We start from the raw sequence: 18,534 nt of genomic DNA, 5'->3' as shown, positions 1-18,534 counted from the left end.
TAAGAACAGAAGATGGTTAGTGAGATGGCCTAATGGGTTTGGAGGTAGGATAATGGCTGTACATGTTGGAGATCTAGTAGAACGACATTCGTATAATCGAGATATTCTTTTTCGGATTACAGAAATAAAAGGTGAAATGGCAATATTGTTTGGTGAAGAAGTTAGGCTTGTAGCAGATGCGCCGCTTGAAGATTTAATTCTCGTTGATCAGCGCGAATATAAAAAAAGAGCAAAACGTGAAAAGGAAACAATGGAGCGCACATATCGCTTATTTCAGCAAGATTATGTGTTGATGAAGCAGCGCCATGAACATACTTCTACAGGTGGATATACGAGTGAAGTCAATTATTTTCAAATGCCAGGGCGGGTTTTGCATATAGATGGAGACCCATTATATTTACGAAAGTGTTTAGATTTATATACCAAGATAGGTGTTCCGGTTCAAGGTGTTCATTGTAAAGAAACAGAAATGCATGAAAAAGTAGTCGATTTGATTGATCATTTTCGCCCTGATATTTTAGTAATAACAGGTCATGATGCGTATACCAAGTCAAAGGGATTGATGGGGGATTTAGCTGCTTATCGTCATTCTAGACATTTTGTACAGGCTGTTCGAGAAGTGCGAAAGAAATATCCATCATTAGATCAGCTTGTTATTTTTGCTGGGGCATGTCAATCTCATTTTGAGGCGTTGATTCGGGCTGGCGCCAATTTTGCCAGTTCCCCCTCTAGAATTAACATTCATGCTTTAGATCCCGTTTATGTAGTAGGGAAAATCAGTTTTACTTCTTTTATGGAACGCGTAAATGTATGGGATGTTGTACGTAATACGATTACTGGTGAAAAGGGCCTTGGTGGGATTGAAACACGGGGGATTTTGCGAACTGGATTGCCCTTTCAATATTATGATGAGTAAGCAAGGTACATGGGTGCCTTGCTTTTTTTTGAAGGTTTTAGTTAGCTTAGTAAGCGATAGGTGTATAAATAATGATTTGAAAGAGTTTGGATAAAAAAAGGTAAGAACGTACAGACTATACAATGATACTTTTACAATATAGTATTTCTTCTATCTATTCGAACGCATTAGGTTCTTGTAACTATATTATCTGTTACTTGCGATTAATATTGGGATAGATATATCGTGTTTTTAAGTATTCAATCTAAATTACAGCGAGGTGTAGCATGGTATATGTCAAAACGTTTAGATGAAATTAAAAGCGAACTAGACCATCATCTTGGAAAGCGCCTTATGTTAAAGGCGAATAGTGGAAGAAGAAAGACGGTGGAACAATCCGGTGTGCTGGCAGAGACATATCGCTCTGTATTTGTTGTACAGCTAGATCAACAGGAAGATACATTGCAGCGTGTTTCGTATAGCTATGCAGATGTTTTAACAGAGACAGTAGAATTAACGTTTTATGATGATCCTCATAATGAGGTTATTTTAGGATAAGTATTTTGTTGTTACATATATTCCCATAAATGAAACGATATATTATTTTGCATACTAACTATACCGTAGCAAAATAAGGAGGGACCCTGCATTGAGTAGACGAAGAGGAGTCATGTCAAATCAGTTTAAAGAAGAGCTTGCAAAGGAGCTTGGATTTTATGATGTTGTTCAGAAAGAAGGATGGGGCGGAATTCGTGCGAAAGATGCTGGTAATATGGTGAAACGGGCCATTGAGATTGCAGAGCAGCAATTAATGAAACAAAACCAGTAGTTGTAAGATAACTTCTATGCTACGGTAGCCGAGGAGAAACTCCTCGGCTTTTTGCACGCTAAAAGGTGTCATCATTTTGTATAAGTAGTTTCATTCTGAATGCTTTTCGTTATAATTAGGGAAGTGTCATCGTCTTACTATAAATTTATGGTAAAATAAACGATAAAAGATTGAGTACATAGAGTGGGTGAATAGATTGAAGCTACTAGTGAAAGCACCAGCAAAGATTAATCTGTCGTTAGATGTACTGGGAAAAAGACAAGACGGCTATCATGAAGTAAAAATGATTATGACAACAATTGATTTAGCGGATCGTTTAGAGCTAACAGAATTATTAGAAGACCGTATTGAAATTGTATCCCATAATCGGTATGTCCCAGACGACCAACGTAATTTAGCTTATCAAGCAGCAAAATTATTAAAAAAGAAGTTTAAGGTGAAGCAAGGTGTATCTATTGCTATTGAAAAAACAATTCCAGTAGCAGCAGGATTGGCAGGTGGAAGCAGTGATGCGGCTGCTACATTACGTGGCCTTAATAAGCTGTGGAACTTAGGTCTTACAATAGATGAATTGGCAGAACTTGGTGCGGAAATTGGATCAGATGTATCCTTTTGTGTGTACGGAGGAACAGCAATTGCTACAGGAAGAGGAGAAAAAATTGAGCATATCAAGACACCTCCTTCTTGTTGGGTAATTTTAGCAAAACCACATATTGGTGTATCTACTGCTGACGTATATGGAAATTTACAATTAAATCGTGTTACACATCCAAACGTAGAGAAAATGGTTGAAGTGATTAATCAAGGTGACTATAAAGGAATATGTAATGCAGTTGGAAATGTATTAGAAGATGTGACGTTTGAAATGCACCCTGAAGTTGCTCGTATTAAGGCACAGATGAAGCGCTTTGGCGCAGATGCCGTTTTAATGAGCGGCAGTGGTCCAACTGTGTTTGGGCTTGTACATCATGATTCACGCATGCATCGTATTTATAATGGTTTGAAAGGTTTTTGCGAACAAGTATATGCAGTACGTCTATTAGGAGAGCGAGAAACGCTTGAATAAAGACGTATAATAAGTTATTATTTGTTTAGAATATTCGTGATTTGAGGTGAGAGTGTGAAAATTAGACGAAGTACAAGGTTAGTCGATATGACTTATTATTTGCTACAAAACCCTCGTCAGCTAGTGTCTCTCACTTTTTTTGCTGAAAGGTATCAATCTGCTAAATCTTCTATTAGTGAAGATTTAGTTATTATTAAGCAAACGTTTGAGCAACAAGGGGTCGGCACATTGCAAACGATACCAGGAGCAGCAGGAGGAGTGAAATATATTCCATATATAAGTGAAGAAGAGGCGAATCTGATTATTAACGAGCTGTGTAACTTATTTGAAAATCCAGATCGTATTTTACCAGGTGGATACTTATATATGACGGATCTTTTAAGTAATCCTCGTCATATTAATGGTGCAGGGCGTTTATTTGCTTCTGTTTTTGCAAGACAATCAATTGATGCGGTTATGACGGTAGCAACAAAGGGGATCCCACTTGCTTACGCAGTGGCCAACTATTTAGATGTGCCAGTAGTAATTGCAAGAAAAGACAATAAGGTAACAGAAGGACCAACTGTTAGTATTAACTATGTATCAGGTTCATCTAAGCGTATTCAAACAATGACTTTAGCGAAGCGCAGTCTTCCAGAAGGAGCTAATGTTTTAATTGTTGATGACTTCATGAAAGCTGGAGGAACGATTCAAGGCATGATTAGTATGCTAGAAGAGTTTAAAGCGAATGTAGTTGGAATTGGTGTATTAGTAGAATCTACAGATATCGAAGAAAGACTGATTAATAACTTTGTTTCGTTAATTCGTTTATCAGAAGTAGATATAAAGAACAAAACCATTCAGGTGGAAAGAGGGAATTATTCACTTGCACCATTTGATGAAGGGCTCATAGAAGGTGAATAAAAAGGTAAAGCAAAAGGCTTTATCTTTTTTTGTAAATGAAAGTGCTAGTAGGCGGTAAGTCTTTTCTTATATCATTAGAGTCTTACCGCCTACTAGCACAGTGCATTCTATTTATTTTAGAATAGATGAAACTAAGTTTGTATGGGCATTTTGATGGTAAAAATAAAATAATAAAAGGGTGAGAAGTATGAAAGTCGTTCAAACAAATCAGGCACCACAAGCAATTGGGCCATATTCACAAGGAATTATTGTAAATAATATGTTCTATAGCTCAGGACAAATTCCATTAACAGCAGGTGGAGAACTTGTAACAGGTGATGTAAAAGTACAAACAGAGCAAGTGTTTCAAAATTTACAAGCTGTATTAGAAGAAGCTGGTGCGTCATTCGATACAGTTGTAAAAACAACTGTATTCTTGCAAGACATGGATGATTTTAATGCTGTAAACGAAGTGTACGGCTCTTATTTTTCCATACATAAACCAGCGCGTTCTTGTGTGCAAGTTGCAAGATTACCGAAAGATGTTTCTGTCGAAATCGAAGTAATCGCTCTTATAAAATAAACTTTTGTAAGCGATATCTCCAATTAATTCTCATATTCCATTAAAATAAAAAATTTTATCTTAAAAATTTTTAAAAAATTAGAGGGAAAATAGAAAATTTGTGGAATTTATACAAATATATCGCTTATTTAGAAAAGGGTGGTGAACACAAGATGGAAGTGACTGACGTAAGATTACGCCGCGTAAACACAGAAGGCCGTATGAGAGCAATTGCCTCTATTACCCTAGACCATGAATTTGTTGTTCATGATATTCGTGTAATTGATGGCAATAATGGATTATTTGTAGCAATGCCAAGCAAACGTACTCCAGATGGAGAATTTCGTGACATTGCACATCCAATTAATTCTAACACACGCTCTAAAATTCAAGATGCGGTTTTAACTGAGTATCACCGTTTAGGCGAATTAGAAGAAGTTGAGTTTGAAGAAGCTGGAGCTTCGTAAAATTCGAATAAAAAGGGCTCTAATAAAAAGAGCTCTATAATTTTGCAACAAACTCCTGTAAACACTTACAGGAGTTTGTTTTTTATTATTTAGTTATCTGTGGTATTGATATATAGCCTTAAGGTGAAATGGTGAGAAAAGAAATTAGGCAGAGGATAATCTACCTGCAAAAGTTTAATTGATTTAATATCATTATATTTTTATAATAAAATTTTTTCTAACATATAAGTTGCTGCTATGAAGAATAAAAGGTGACTTGCACTCGTTTTCTCTTTTTATTTTAACTTGGCATGGGGCAGGAAAAGGATCTGACCGCTTCTATGCATGATCGGATGCTCTCTCCCACCTAAAAAGAAAGGTTTTATGTTGGTTTTTCAATTTGTACTTATACAGTACTTGTTTTGGATGAAGATTTCCATTAATTAAAGCTTCCACTATTGTCCTCGTTATATGTAAACTTCTAATTTGTTTAAAATCATATAAAATAGTATAGCTTATTTCTGAAAAAAGATACTAAAGAGTAAAACATCTTATAAGAAGTATGGTAAAATTTAATAGTTATGCTGTGTTTCTTGAAATATATAAAGATTTAGGATAATATCTTTAATGGATAAATAGGTTGCGATGGAGGGTCTATATGTCAAACAGATTTGCAGTGATTCTAGCTGCAGGTAAGGGCACACGTATGAAGTCAAAGCTATACAAAGTGCTTCATCCTGTATGCGGAAAACCAATGGTGCAGCATGTAGTCGATCAAGTATCTCAATTAGGATTGCAGAAACTTGTAACGGTAGTTGGACATGGTGCTGAAAAAGTACAAGAACAACTAGGGAACGTAAGTGAGTTTGCATTACAAGCAGAACAACTTGGTACAGCACACGCTGTTGATCAAGCTGCTGATGTACTTGCGAATGAAGAAGGAACAACTTTAGTTATTTGTGGTGATACACCGCTTATAACTGCAGAAACAATGGAAGCATTGTTAAAGCATCATGAAGAAGCAGGGGCGAAGGCGACAGTGCTAACGGCATACATAGAAGAACCTGCTGGATATGGCCGCATTGTTCGTAATGAAAGTGGTCATGTTGAAAAAATCGTTGAGCATAAAGATGCAAATGAAGTAGAGCTAGCTATTAAAGAAATCAATACAGGTACGTATTGTTTTGATAATAAAGCACTATTTGCCTCACTTTCTAAAGTTTCAAATGACAACGTACAAGGTGAATACTACCTTCCAGATGTAATTGAAATTTTGAAAAACGAAGGGCAGATTGTATCAGCTTATCAAACGGAGCATTTCGATGAAACGTTAGGTGTTAACGACAGAGTCGCTCTATCGCAAGCGGAAATTATTATGAAAAATCGTATCAACCGTAAGAATATGGTGAATGGTGTTACAATTATCGATCCAAGTAACACATACATTTCTGCGGATGCAATTATTGGCAGTGATACAGTTCTTCATCCAGGAACGATTATTGAGGGGAAAACTGTAATTGGTTCTGATTGTGAAATTGGCCCGCATACAGTAATACGCGATAGTGAAATTGGAGACCAGACAACAATTCGTCAATCTACTGTACACGACAGCAAGGTTGGTACAGAAGTTTCGATTGGTCCATTTGCACACATTCGCCCAGATTCAGTCATTGGTGATGAAGTACGCGTTGGAAACTTCGTAGAAATTAAAAAGACTGTTTTTGGTAATAGAAGTAAAGCTTCACACTTAAGTTATATTGGCGATGCACAAATTGGAGAAGAAGTGAATCTTGGGTGTGGTTCAATTACGGTGAACTACGATGGCAAGAATAAATTTAAAACAGTTATCGGAGATGGCGTATTTATTGGTTGTAATTCGAACCTTGTTGCTCCTGTAACAGTTGAAGATGGTGCTTATGTGGCGGCAGGCTCTACAATTACAGAGGATGTCCCATCAAAAGCATTATCAATTGCACGTGCACGTCAAGTTAACAAAGAAGACTATGTTGATCAATTGCTGAATAAGAAAAAATCATAATGTGGAGGGTTAATCTAGATGTCGACTCAATATCTAAATTCTAATTTGAAAGTATTCTCTTTAAACTCTAATAAGGAACTTGCTGAGCAAATTGCAAAGCATATTGGAGTAGGGTTAGGGAAATGTTCTGTTGACCGTTTTAGTGATGGAGAAGTTCAAATTAACATTGAAGAAAGTATTCGCGGTTGCGATGTATTCATTATTCAATCTACAAGCTTCCCAGTAAACGAACATATCATGGAATTACTTATTATGATTGATGCATTAAAACGTGCATCTGCAAAAACAATTAACATTGTTATTCCTTATTATGGTTATGCGCGTCAAGACCGTAAAGCGCGTTCTCGTGAACCAATTACATCAAAGCTTGTAGCAAACTTGCTTGAAACAGCAGGTGCAACTCGTGTAATCACTCTAGATTTACATGCTCCACAAATTCAAGGGTTCTTTGATATCCCAATCGACCACTTAATGGGTGTACCGATTCTTTCTGATTACTTTGAGACAAAAGGCCTTAAAGATATCGTAATCGTATCTCCTGACCATGGTGGTGTAACACGTGCAAGAAAGATGGCAGATCGCCTAAAAGCACCAATCGCTATTATTGATAAACGTCGTCCGCGTCCGAACGTAGCAGAGGTAATGAATATTATCGGTAATATCGAAGGTAAGACAGCAATTTTAATTGATGACATCATTGATACAGCTGGTACAATTACATTAGCGGCAAATGCTCTTGTTGAGAACGGTGCTTCTGAAGTATATGCTTGCTGTACACACCCAGTTCTATCTGGTCCAGCAATTGAGCGTATTCAAAATTCAAATATTAAAGAGTTAGTTGTAACGAACTCTATCGTATTGCCAGAAGAGAAGAAAATTGATAAAGTACACGAGCTTTCTGTTGCTCCATTAATCGGGGAAGCAATTATTCGCGTTTATGAAGAAGAATCTGTAAGTGTATTATTCAATTAATTGGATAGAATGAGACGTAACCAAATTTGGTTACGTCTTTTCGTATCGTAAAAAGAAAGTAGTGGTACAAGAATGAAATTAATAGTAGGACTTGGGAACCCAGGTAGAGAATATGAATTAACAAGGCATAATATCGGATTTATGGCGATTGATGAACTTGCAAAGCGATGGAGCATTTCTTTAAATGAACAAAAGTTTAAAGGTTTATTTGGGGCAGGATTTGTTAATGGAGAGAAAGTAATTTTACTAAAGCCACTTACGTACATGAATTTATCTGGGGAAAGTATTCGTCCTCTTATGGATTATTATAAAATTGATGTGGAAGACTTTGTTGTCATGTATGATGATCTGGATATTCCTGTAGGTAAATTGCGTCTTCGTATGAAAGGTAGTGCAGGCGGACATAATGGTGTAAAGTCAACAATTACTCATTTAGGAACGCAAGAATTTCAGCGTATTCGTATGGGTATTGATCGTCCGAAAAATGGCATGAAGGTAGTGGATTATGTATTAGGGCGTTTTACAGCAGAAGAAATGCCTGATGTGAATCATTCCATTGAAAACGCTGCGGATGCATGTGAAGAGTGGTTAAAGAAACCGTTTCTTCAAATTATGAATACTTTTAATAGTTAATCTCACAAACTGGAATATTTTATAATGTTTTTATCCATACTACTAATAATTGTACACTTAGGAGGATAGTATGGAAGGACATTATTATTGTAGGCATTGTGGATGTAACGTAGGTTCCATTACCGCAGAAAAAGTATATAGCAACGTTTTGTTTCAACTAACAGAGCAAGAAAAATTGGATATGATTCATTTTCATGAAAATGGAAATATATATATAAAAACAATTTGTGAATCATGCCAAGAAACGCTCGCATCTTATCCTGAGTACTATGAATATGAAAAATTTCTGCAATAAAATGTTGTCGCTTTGGCATGCCCAAAGCATTTTTCTGTTTTCTTTTTCCAAAATATTTGCATAAAAATAATATTAACTTGCTCTTTATGTTGAGAGGAGTTTTGAAAATGATAGGGTTATTAGAGCAATTTTATAAAAATAAAGAAATTGAATCCATTATAAATGGTTTAGAAGAAGGGCTAAAGGAGCAACTCGTATCAGGGATGGCAACCTCTTCTCGTTCTTTATTAATGGCCGCTTTATATAAAAAAACAAAGCAGTCACAGCTTATTGTGACACACAATTTATATCAAGCACAAAAAGTATATGAAGATTTAGTATCACTGCTTGGTGAAAAAGATGTGTGGCTATATCCAGTTAATGAATTAATTGCGTCGGAGATTGGGGTTGCCAGCCCTGAACTTAAGGCGCAACGTATCGAAGTATTAAATCGTTTAGCTAGGGGAGAGAATGGTATCATTGTTGTCCCCGTTGCTGGACTACGTAGATTTTTACCAATAAAAGAATTATGGAAGCAAAAGCAAATTGAAATCAGTCTAGGGCAAGAGATTGATTTAGATGCACTGCTCCATACATTACATCATATTGGTTATGAGCGTAAGTCGATGGTAGAGGCTCCAGGAGAGTTTAGTTTACGCGGAGGGATATTGGATATTTATCCATTAACTGAAGAACTACCGTTCCGTATTGAATTTTTTGATACAGAGGTAGATTCTATTCGATTATTCGATGTAGAAGAACAACGCTCTCAAGATAAAAAGGAAAGTGTTAAATTTGGTCCTGCAACAGAGTTTCTATTTTCGGGAGAAGAACTAAGTTCAGGGATAGAGAGTCTTGAAAAAGGTTTAAGGAAGACGATACAAAAGCTCTCTGATGACAAAATTAAGACAGCGGTACTTGAAACGGTTAGTCATGAGATAGAAATATTGAAAAATGGTCAGAGCATCGAGCAAATGTTTAAATATTTATCTATCTTCTACAAAAAACCCGCTAGTCTAATAGATTATTTACCTGAAAACGGCGTGGTTATTTTAGATGAGATTTCTCGTATTCAAGAGACTGCATCACATCTTGAAACGGAAGAAGCAGAATGGTATACATCACTTCTTAGTGAAGGGGCAATTATTCAAGATTTAGTGTTCTCTCACTCATTTGAAGAGTTCCTACACCATAAAAAAAGAAGTTTTGTGTATTTAACATTGTTTCTACGTCACATTGCACATACACACCCGCAAAATATTGTAAATGTAACGTGTAAAACAATGCAGGATTTCCATGGACAAATGCAGCTGTTAAAAACCGAAATTGATAGATGGAATGAGGGACATTTTACAACGGTTGTACTTGGGACGGATGAAGAACGTGCAAAGAAATTACAACATATTTTAAGTGATTATGATATTGAAGCAGATATTGTAGAATCTACAGATATATTACTCCCTGGGCGCCTGCAAATTGCTGTAGGTGATTTGCATGCAGGATTTGAAATGCCGATGCAAAAGCTTGTTGTTATTACAGAGAAAGAGCTTTTTCATAAAAAGGTAAAAAAATCACAGCGTAAGCAAAAACTATCGAATGCAGAGCGAATTAAAAGTTATTCGGAATTAAAGGTTGGAGACTACGTTGTTCATGTAAATCATGGTATCGGTAAATTCCTAGGAATTGAAACGTTAGAAATTAATGGTGTCCATAAAGATTACTTGAACATTAAATATCAAGGTAACGATAAGTTATATGTTCCAATTGAACAAATTGACCAAGTGCAAAAATATGTAGGTTCAGAAGGAAAAGATCCGAAAGTTTATAAACTTGGTGGTAATGATTGGAAAAAGGTAAAAACAAAAGTAGAAAAATCTGTACAAGATATTGCGGATGATTTAATTAAATTATATGCAGAACGTGAAGCTTCAAAAGGATATGCATATACACCGGATACTGCAGAGCAACAGGAGTTCGAATCATCTTTCCCATATCAAGAAACAGAGGATCAATTGCGTTCTATTGAAGAAATTAAGAAAGATATGGAACGTGGACGCCCAATGGATCGACTTCTTTGTGGTGATGTTGGATATGGAAAAACGGAAGTGGCTATTCGTGCAGCATTTAAAGCGATTATGGATGAAAAGCAAGTTGCGATTTTAGTACCGACAACAATTCTTGCGCAACAACACTATGAAACAATTCGAGAGCGTTTTCAAGACTATCCAATTAATATTGGATTGTTAAGCAGGTTCCGTACTAGAAAACAACAAAATGAAACGATTAAAGGTTTGAAAGATGGAACAGTTGATTTTGTTATTGGAACGCACCGTATCTTATCTAAAGATGTAACGTATAAAGATCTAGGTCTACTTATTATTGATGAGGAACAACGATTTGGTGTTACGCATAAAGAAAAGATTAAACAATTGAAAGCGAATGTGGATGTATTAACATTAACTGCAACACCGATTCCGCGTACGCTTCATATGTCTATGCTTGGTGTACGAGATTTATCTGTTATTGAGACACCACCAGAAAATCGTTTCCCAGTCCAAACATATGTAGTTGAGTATAATCCAGGATTAATTCGAGAAGCGATAGAAAGAGAACTTGCAAGAGGTGGTCAAGTTTACTTCTTATATAATCGTGTGGAAGACATTGAAAGAAAAGCAGACGAAATCTCCATGTTAGTTCCAGATGCACGTGTGACGTATGCGCATGGAAAAATGAACGAGAGCGAGCTAGAATCTGTTATGCTATCGTTTTTAGAGGGACAGCATGATGTTCTTGTGAGTACAACGATTATCGAAACAGGTGTTGATATTCCAAATGTAAATACATTAATTGTATTTGATGCGGATCGTATGGGATTATCGCAATTGTATCAGCTTCGTGGGCGCGTAGGACGTTCAAATCGCGTTGCTTATGCATATTTTGCATATAAGCGTGATAAGGTGTTATCAGAAGTTGCTGAGAAACGTTTACAAGCAATTAAGGAATTTACAGAACTTGGATCAGGATTTAAAATTGCGATGCGAGATCTATCCATTCGTGGCGCTGGTAACTTGTTAGGAGCTGAGCAACATGGATTTATTGATTCCGTCGGATTTGATTTATATTCACAAATGTTAAAAGATGCAATTGAACAACGTAAGGGAACGCAAGGAATTGAGAATACGATTGATGTTGAAATTGATTTAGAAGTGGATGCATACTTGCCAGACGCTTATATTTCAGATAGTAAACAAAAAATTATGATGTACAAACAATTTAGAGGTGTTTCTACAATTGAGGACATTGAAGAGTTGCAAGAAGAGATGATCGATCGATTTGGTGATTATCCACAAGAGGTTGGATATCTATTACAAATTGCGAATATTAAGGTGCTGGCAACGAAAGAACAAATTGAGTTAATTAAACAAACGAAATTTGAGGTTACATTCTTATTCTCAGAACAAGCAAGCCAAAATATTGATGGCGGAAAACTATTTATGCTCGGAAATAGCTTTGGTCGCATGATTGGTCTTGGTATGGAAGGTTCTCGTTTGAAAATTGTTATGAAAACGAATGGATTAGAGACATCAAAATGGTTAACGATTGCTGAAAATTTATTAAAAGGCCTGCCAGACGTAAAAAAAGAAGTAATAAATGCTTAAAACAAAATAAAAAATCCAATTCGGCGTGCATAGAAGAACTAATGTGTAAAATACTATGTTTAACAGTTGGTGATTTTTACATGAACAGGTAAATTCACCACTTTCATCATCAGTAGAAAGTGAGGCAGCATTAGAATGAAAGCAACTGGAATCGTACGTCGAATTGATGATTTAGGTAGGGTGGTAATTCCGAAAGAAATCCGTAGAACTTTACGTATTCGAGAAGGAGATCCACTAGAAATTTTTGTTGATCGCGATGGAGAAGTGATTTTGAAAAAATATTCTCCAATTAGCGAATTAGGTGACTTCGCAAAAGAATATGCTGATGCTTTATACGATAGCTTAGGGCATAATGTACTCGTATGCGATCGTGATTCAATTATCGCTGTAGCGGGAGTATCTAAAAAAGAATACTTAAATAAAAGTGTTGGTGATTTAGTTGAAAAGACAATGGAAGAGCGGAAGTCCGTTATTATGACAGACGAAAGCGAAATTTCAATTATTGATGGAGTAACGGAAAAGGTCAACTCTTATACGGTCGGTCCTATTGTCGCAAATGGGGACCCCATTGGAGCTGTTATCATCTTTTCGAAAGATGCAATTATAAGCGAGGTAGAACATAAAGCGGTAAATACTGCAGCAAGCTTTTTAGCGAAGCAAATGGAGCAGTAGAGGAATAGAGTTTTTATAAGTAGCAATCTTTCTTAGTTATGATATTTTTTTATGAGAAAATGGGATTCTTATTTGTAGATAGGATTAATGTTTGTGAAAAGGTAGCACTTTGCTACCTTTTTTTATTGAACAAAGAAATGATTTATTCATACTGATTATTAGTCCTCACAAATCAGGCTTTTATGGATAGGGATACTGCCTGCAAAAAAACAGGATAAAGTGAAATGGAATCCTGCTTTTTTCTTTGTGATATAATACGAGGGGTGAGAATAGAAAAAGGAGTTTTTTTGTATGGAAGCGAAGAAATATCAGGCCTTTTGGCGTGGGGCTATCATATTAACAATTGCAAGTTTTGTTACGAAGGTATTAAGCGCTTTTTACCGTATTCCATATCAAAATATAGCGGGAGATGTTGGGTTTTATATTTACCAACAAATTTATCCCTTTTATGGATTTTGCTTAATTCTAGCTACCTATGGCTTTCCGATTATTATTTCTAAAATGGTGGCGGAACGTTTGGAGCAGGGTAAGCCAAAAGAAGCGGAAGAGATTGTTTGTGTTTCCTTTTGGTTTTTATTAGGTATCGGTTGTATAGGCTTTTTTATATTGTTTTTTGGTGCTCATACGATTGCATCGGCCATGGGCGATGGGCATTTAGATAAGTTGCTACGGGTTATTTCATTTTCATTTTTATTAATGCCTTTTTTATCTGTAGCAAGAGGATATTTTCAAGGATTTAATAATATGATGCCAACAGCTATTTCACAGGTGATCGAACAAACAATTCGTGTTTCAATCATTGTATTTTTGTCAATGTTCCTTATAGCTCACGAGTTTGATTTATATACGGTTGGTGCAGGAGCAATGTTAGGATCGATTGCAGGTGGGTTTATTGGTATCGTTGTGCTTTTATGGTATATGCGTCATGATTTTCGTTCGATCTTCTTGCAAGGATGGAAAAGGATAAGAAATAAGAAAAAGCTAATTCGAGTTCTTTTTTGGCAAGGGATAGCCATTTGTGTTAGTAATTTAGTATTAATTTTTATCCAAATGGCAGATTCAGTTTCGTTTTATACTTTGCTTATTCATGCAGGAGAACAGTCAGAAACCGCAAAGGTATTAAAAGGTATTTATGATAGAAGTATCCCTTTAATGCAACTCGGTACAGTTATAACGACTTCATTTTCACTTTCGCTTATTCCTATTATTACGGCAGCGAAAGAAAGAGGAGATCATTCGTTTATTCGAGATAAGGTGCAGTTAGCGTTGAAAATTACAGTTGTAATTGGATCTGCAGCAGCACTTGGGTTAGCTTGTATTATTAAGCCAACAAATATTATGTTGTTTGAAAATAGTGATGGATCAGGTGTGCTAGCTATATTAGCTATCTCCATTTTATTTAGTTCATTATCTATTACAACGGCTTCTATTTTACAAGGATTGGGACAAGCATTGAAGCCAGCCCTGTTTGTTATATTTGGAGGTTGCTTAAAATTGCTGCTAAATCATATGCTAATGCCACATTTTGGTGTAACAGGAGCAGCGATTGCAACTTTAATCGCACTTATGGGCATTGTTTTTTTAAATAGTGCACTACTTATTCGAGTTGTAGGAGAACCAATCATTTATAAACAAAATATATTTGGTGTAATGGCCAGTGGATTAGGTATGACTTTTATATTAATGATATTTATGCGTATGTCTGAAGGCGTTGGATTAGTAGAGGAAGGATACAGAGGAATGGCGACAGTTGAGGCACTATTAGGTGTAGTGATTGGCGGTTTAATATATGTATTCTTGATTTTGAAAATGCATGTTTTTACAAAAGAGGAATTAGGAACTTTTATGAAGCGAGACAAAGTAAAGGACTCTTTAAAAAAGAGCGGATAGGGGTGAAGGATTGTGAGTGGAGTAATTACTGTTTTAGGATTAGGTGCTGGTGAGTTAGATCAGTTAACAATGGGTGTATACCGGAAAATAAAAGAAGCAACTCACATGTATGTACGAACAAAGGAACATCCGGTTATAGAAGAATTAGAAAAAGAAGGAATTAAATATACTGCTTTTGATGATGTATATGAAGCGCATGATACATTTGAGATTGTATATGAAACAATTGCAAATACATTATTAGAAAAAGCACAAGATGCAGACATCATTTATGCTGTACCAGGTCATCCGCTTGTTGCGGAAAGGACTGTTCAGTTGCTTTTACAAAAAGGAAAAGATGCACAGGTTGAAGTTCGAATTGAAGGTGGACAAAGCTTCTTGGATCCAATGTTTGCTAGTTTGAAAATAGATCCAATCGAAGGATTTCAATTGATTGATGCTACATCATTTGAACGAGGGCAATTAGAATTACGGCAACATCTAATTTTTTGCCAAGTATATGATGCGTTCGTTGCATCCGATGTGAAATTAACATTGATGGAAATGTTACCTGATGACGAGTACGAGGTGTATATTGTAACAGCAGCGGGGACATCTTTTGAACAGGTAGAAAAGGTACCACTATATATGTTGGATCACGAAACAGAACTGAATAACTTAACGAGTGTGTATGTGCCGCCAGTTGTAGAACGTGCATCCTTATATCAGCAGTTTGATGTGCTTCGGGAGATTATCGCTGAGCTTCGTGGACCAAATGGTTGTCCGTGGGATAAAAAGCAAACACACCAGTCTTTAAAGAAATATTTAATTGAGGAAGCGTATGAAGTACTAGAGGCAATTGATGAAGAAGATGGTGATCATCTAATTGAAGAACTCGGTGATGTATTATTACAAGTTATGCTCCATGCCCAAATTGGAGAGGATGAAGGATGGTTCTCTATTGATGATATTATTCGAACATTATCTGAAAAAATGGTGCGCCGCCATCCACATGTATTTGGAGATATAGATGTAGATAATGAAGAAGAAGTTATTTCAAATTGGGAAGAAATTAAAAAGCAAGAAAAAGGGAATGCAAGAGAATCTGTTTTAGCAGGAATTCCAAAAAGCTTACCGCAATTAATGCGCGCTCATGAAATTCAGAAAAAGGCTGGGAAAGTTGGCTTTGATTGGGTTGATGTACAACCAATGATGGATAAAGCATTAGAAGAGTGGAAGGAATTCCAGCAAGAAGTTGCGAAAATGGATAAAGAAAAAATGCTGGGCGAGTTTGGAGATTTATTATTCGCCTTTGTGAATATAGCTCGCCACTATAAATTGGATCCTGAAGAAGCGCTTCATATGACAAATGAAAAATTTATGGGTCGCTTTTTATACATGGAAGCAAAAGTAGCTGAAATGAATAAGGAAATGCAGGAATTAACATTAGAACAAATGGACGTTCTGTGGGAGGAAGCAAAACGGACAGAGAAACGATAAGGGGGAAATAAAATGCGTTTAGATAAGTTTTTGAAAGTATCACGTTTAATTAAACGAAGAACATTGGCAAAAGAAGTAGCTGATCAAGGGAGAATTTCAATTAATGGACAAGCTGCAAAGGCAAGTTCTGTTGTAAAAGTGGAAGATGAATTAACAATTCGTTTTGGGCAGAAGGTAGTAACTGTTAAAGTAAATGAATTAAAAGAAACAACAAAAAAAGAAGACGCAGCTAATATGTATACTGTCGTTCGCGAGGAAAAGGTAAAAGCTGAAGAAGGCTTGTTCTAAATCTTTTCATCCCCTCATACATTACTATTAGCTAGTATAAAGCTATGGGGGGATTTGCGTGAATAATGGCTACTCAGCTATGTCTTCTAATCAGCAAAATGTTTCTGTAGAGCATGATATTATTATGCGTGGCAGACGTGTAATTGATATTACGGGTGTAAAACAAGTAGAAAGTTTTGATAGTGAAGAATTCTTATTAGAAACCGTAATGGGCTTTTTAACGATTCGTGGACAAAACTTACAGATGAAAAATTTAGATGTGGAAAAGGGCATTGTATCGATTAAAGGAAAAATTCATGAAATACTTTATATTGATGAGAATCAAGGGGAGAAAGCTAAAGGCTTCTTTAGTAAGTTATTTAAATGAGTTTAACAGTCCAATTGTATACAATGCTTTCGATGATTGGAATGGGTGCTTGGATTGGGGCAGCCTTAGATACATACCAACGTTTCTTAAAGCGTACGCAGCGTAAACGTTGGGTTGTATTTATACATGATATACTATTTTGGATTGTCCAAGCATTATTTGTCTTTTATGTATTATTGCTTGTTAACGAGGCGGAGTTACGTGTATATGTATTTGTGGCTTTGCTATGTGGTTTTGCGGCATATCAAAGCTTATTGAAATCATTGTACATGAAAATGCTAAATGTTCTCATCTATGTTTTTGTACAAGCGATTCAATTTTTTATTCGAATTATAAAGCTACTTATGATAAAACCTGTTATTATTATAGCGCAGCTTGTTATTGCATTTATATTATTTTTATTTCGTATCATGCTTTCAATTGGACATGTATTATGGAAATGTTTGATTTGGATATTACTTTTTGTATGGAAAGTTTTTTTCTGGCCTGTTCGATTTATTGCTTTGCTCATATGGAAACTTCTCCCTAACCGTGTTACACTTTTTATAAAGAGACATGCGGGGTTCCTGCAACGTGCAAAGAAATTGAAGGAGCATATCTTCCAATTTTGGGAGCGTATAAAAAAGAAGTTAGGGGGACCTCGGAAATGAGGGAACTGAAACAAAGATTAATCGAAGAACAGAATCCAAATCCTGTCAAAGAACATATAATACAAACGAATGAAAACAGGAAACGACTTTATCGCCGTTTAGCAGTTTTTCTTGTCTTTGCTTTTACAATTATTGTGAGTATTATTGTGACGTTTTATCAACAAAATAATGATATTAAAGTAAGAGAAGCAAAAGTTAAGGACATGAAAAAAGAATTGGATTCATTAACGGAGAAAGAAAAAAAGCTAAAAGATGATGTTCAAAAGTTAAATGATGAAGAGTACGTTTTAAAGATTGCTAGAAGGGATTATTTCTTCTCCGGAAAAGGGGAGATAATTTTTCCTGTTTCTAAGTAGAGTATGTCTTATTGACACTATATTTTAGGATTATATATAATAAAGTAAAATTTGACTTTTTAACCACTAAGGAGGAGCATTTTTTTTATGTCAATCGAGGTAGGCAGCAAGTTACAGGGTAAAGTAACAGGTATTACAAATTTTGGGGCTTTTGTGGAGCTGCCAGAAGGCTTAACGGGTCTTGTTCATATTAGTGAAGTTGCTGATAATTATGTGAAAGATATTAACGATCACTTAAAAGTAGGCGACCAAGTAGAAGTAAAAGTTATTAATGTTGAAAAAGATGGCAAAATTGGTTTATCTATTAAAAAAGCGAAAGAACGTGAAAGAACAGAGGGAGATCGTCCACGCGGTGAATACCAACGTGGTGGTGACCAACAACGTTCTGGACGTCCACAACGTAATCGTTCTTTTAACAAAGATAACCGTGGTGGCCGTGATAACGGCGGCAATCAAAAAGAAACGTTTGAGCAAAAAATGGCACGCTTTTTAAAAGATAGTGAAGATCGTTTGACTTCTTTAAAGCGTAATACAGAATCTAAACGTGGTGGCCGTGGCGCTCGTCGCGGATAAAAC

The 18,534-nt window shown here is 36.0% G+C and carries 20 protein-coding genes; all 20 read left to right on the top strand.

The window, feature by feature from the left end; genetic code table 11:
* Nucleotides 1-52: 52 nt before the first annotated feature.
* The 20 genes from yabG (at nucleotide 53) to ACIQ7L_RS26080 (ending at nucleotide 18,531) form a co-directional block, all read left to right on the top strand.
* A complete protein-coding gene (gene yabG, locus ACIQ7L_RS26175) occupies nucleotides 53-916 on the top strand; it encodes a sporulation peptidase YabG (protein WP_400572874.1) in 864 nt (287 codons plus the stop codon).
* Nucleotides 917-1,189: 273 nt separating this feature from the next.
* Nucleotides 1,190-1,453 (top strand): biofilm formation stimulator Veg, encoded by a 264-nt coding sequence (veg, locus tag ACIQ7L_RS26170; RefSeq protein WP_026593109.1) that lies wholly within the window; start codon nucleotides 1,190-1,192, stop codon nucleotides 1,451-1,453.
* 91 nt (nucleotides 1,454-1,544) lie between these two features.
* Nucleotides 1,545-1,724, top strand: a complete 180-nt coding sequence (gene sspF, locus ACIQ7L_RS26165; protein WP_001985066.1) for an acid-soluble spore protein SspF — start codon at nucleotides 1,545-1,547, stop codon at nucleotides 1,722-1,724.
* A 196-nt stretch (nucleotides 1,725-1,920) separates the two neighbouring features.
* Complete coding sequence (gene ispE / locus ACIQ7L_RS26160; RefSeq protein WP_400572872.1) at nucleotides 1,921-2,790, top strand: 4-(cytidine 5'-diphospho)-2-C-methyl-D-erythritol kinase; 870 nt, start codon at nucleotides 1,921-1,923, stop codon at nucleotides 2,788-2,790.
* 54 nt (nucleotides 2,791-2,844) lie between these two features.
* Nucleotides 2,845-3,693, top strand: a complete 849-nt coding sequence (gene purR, locus ACIQ7L_RS26155; protein ID WP_400572870.1) for a pur operon repressor — start codon at nucleotides 2,845-2,847, stop codon at nucleotides 3,691-3,693.
* Between the two features lie 187 nt (nucleotides 3,694-3,880).
* The gene (locus tag ACIQ7L_RS26150) at nucleotides 3,881-4,255 is read left to right on the top strand and encodes a RidA family protein (protein ID WP_097897751.1); all 375 of its coding nucleotides are present in this window, start codon (nucleotides 3,881-3,883) and stop codon (nucleotides 4,253-4,255) included.
* 152 nt (nucleotides 4,256-4,407) lie between these two features.
* Nucleotides 4,408-4,701: a septation regulator SpoVG gene (gene spoVG, locus ACIQ7L_RS26145; RefSeq protein WP_000454042.1), complete on the top strand. Its 294-nt coding sequence runs from the start codon at nucleotides 4,408-4,410 to the stop codon at nucleotides 4,699-4,701.
* A 637-nt stretch (nucleotides 4,702-5,338) separates the two neighbouring features.
* Entirely contained in the window at nucleotides 5,339-6,718 is a 1,380-nt protein-coding gene (glmU, locus tag ACIQ7L_RS26140; protein WP_400572867.1) for a bifunctional UDP-N-acetylglucosamine diphosphorylase/glucosamine-1-phosphate N-acetyltransferase GlmU, read from the top strand.
* An 18-nt stretch (nucleotides 6,719-6,736) separates the two neighbouring features.
* Entirely contained in the window at nucleotides 6,737-7,690 is a 954-nt protein-coding gene (locus ACIQ7L_RS26135) for a ribose-phosphate diphosphokinase (RefSeq protein ID WP_017154389.1), read from the top strand.
* A 72-nt stretch (nucleotides 7,691-7,762) separates the two neighbouring features.
* Nucleotides 7,763-8,323, top strand: a complete 561-nt coding sequence (gene pth, locus ACIQ7L_RS26130) for an aminoacyl-tRNA hydrolase (protein ID WP_400572865.1) — start codon at nucleotides 7,763-7,765, stop codon at nucleotides 8,321-8,323.
* 70 nt (nucleotides 8,324-8,393) lie between these two features.
* Nucleotides 8,394-8,618 carry an anti-sigma-F factor Fin gene (locus ACIQ7L_RS26125; RefSeq protein ID WP_335359111.1) on the top strand — a complete coding sequence of 75 codons (225 nt, stop codon included), beginning with the start codon at nucleotides 8,394-8,396 and terminating at the stop codon, nucleotides 8,616-8,618.
* 107 nt (nucleotides 8,619-8,725) lie between these two features.
* On the top strand, nucleotides 8,726-12,256 hold the full coding sequence (mfd, locus tag ACIQ7L_RS26120; RefSeq protein WP_400572862.1) for a transcription-repair coupling factor: 3,531 nt from the start codon (nucleotides 8,726-8,728) through the stop codon (nucleotides 12,254-12,256).
* Nucleotides 12,257-12,391: 135 nt separating this feature from the next.
* Nucleotides 12,392-12,928, top strand: coding sequence for a stage V sporulation protein T (gene spoVT / locus ACIQ7L_RS26115; RefSeq protein ID WP_400572860.1), 537 nt, complete (start codon nucleotides 12,392-12,394; stop codon nucleotides 12,926-12,928).
* A gap of 291 nt (nucleotides 12,929-13,219) precedes the next feature.
* The gene (locus ACIQ7L_RS26110) at nucleotides 13,220-14,818 is read left to right on the top strand and encodes a putative polysaccharide biosynthesis protein (protein WP_400572858.1); all 1,599 of its coding nucleotides are present in this window, start codon (nucleotides 13,220-13,222) and stop codon (nucleotides 14,816-14,818) included.
* A 12-nt stretch (nucleotides 14,819-14,830) separates the two neighbouring features.
* On the top strand, nucleotides 14,831-16,297 hold the full coding sequence (yabN, locus tag ACIQ7L_RS26105) for a bifunctional methyltransferase/pyrophosphohydrolase YabN (protein ID WP_400572856.1): 1,467 nt from the start codon (nucleotides 14,831-14,833) through the stop codon (nucleotides 16,295-16,297).
* A 12-nt stretch (nucleotides 16,298-16,309) separates the two neighbouring features.
* Nucleotides 16,310-16,585, top strand: coding sequence for an RNA-binding S4 domain-containing protein (locus tag ACIQ7L_RS26100; protein ID WP_335359114.1), 276 nt, complete (start codon nucleotides 16,310-16,312; stop codon nucleotides 16,583-16,585).
* Between the two features lie 79 nt (nucleotides 16,586-16,664).
* Nucleotides 16,665-16,952 carry a sporulation protein YabP gene (gene yabP / locus ACIQ7L_RS26095; protein WP_373605252.1) on the top strand — a complete coding sequence of 96 codons (288 nt, stop codon included), beginning with the start codon at nucleotides 16,665-16,667 and terminating at the stop codon, nucleotides 16,950-16,952.
* A complete protein-coding gene (gene yabQ, locus ACIQ7L_RS26090) occupies nucleotides 16,949-17,602 on the top strand; it encodes a spore cortex biosynthesis protein YabQ (protein WP_400572854.1) in 654 nt (217 codons plus the stop codon). Before yabP ends, yabQ begins: the two co-directional genes overlap by 4 nt.
* Complete coding sequence (gene divIC / locus ACIQ7L_RS26085; protein WP_097897740.1) at nucleotides 17,599-17,958, top strand: cell division protein DivIC; 360 nt, start codon at nucleotides 17,599-17,601, stop codon at nucleotides 17,956-17,958. Before yabQ ends, divIC begins: the two co-directional genes overlap by 4 nt.
* 87 nt (nucleotides 17,959-18,045) lie before the next feature.
* Complete coding sequence (locus ACIQ7L_RS26080) at nucleotides 18,046-18,531, top strand: S1 domain-containing RNA-binding protein (RefSeq protein WP_097897739.1); 486 nt, start codon at nucleotides 18,046-18,048, stop codon at nucleotides 18,529-18,531.
* The last annotated feature ends 3 nt before the right edge of the window (nucleotides 18,532-18,534 follow it).

It is taken from the genome of Bacillus sp. NPDC094106 (genome assembly GCF_044764345.1).
GTDB lineage: Bacteria > Bacillota > Bacilli > Bacillales > Bacillaceae_G > Bacillus_A.
This window is presented reverse-complemented; position numbering and strand designations above follow the sequence as displayed.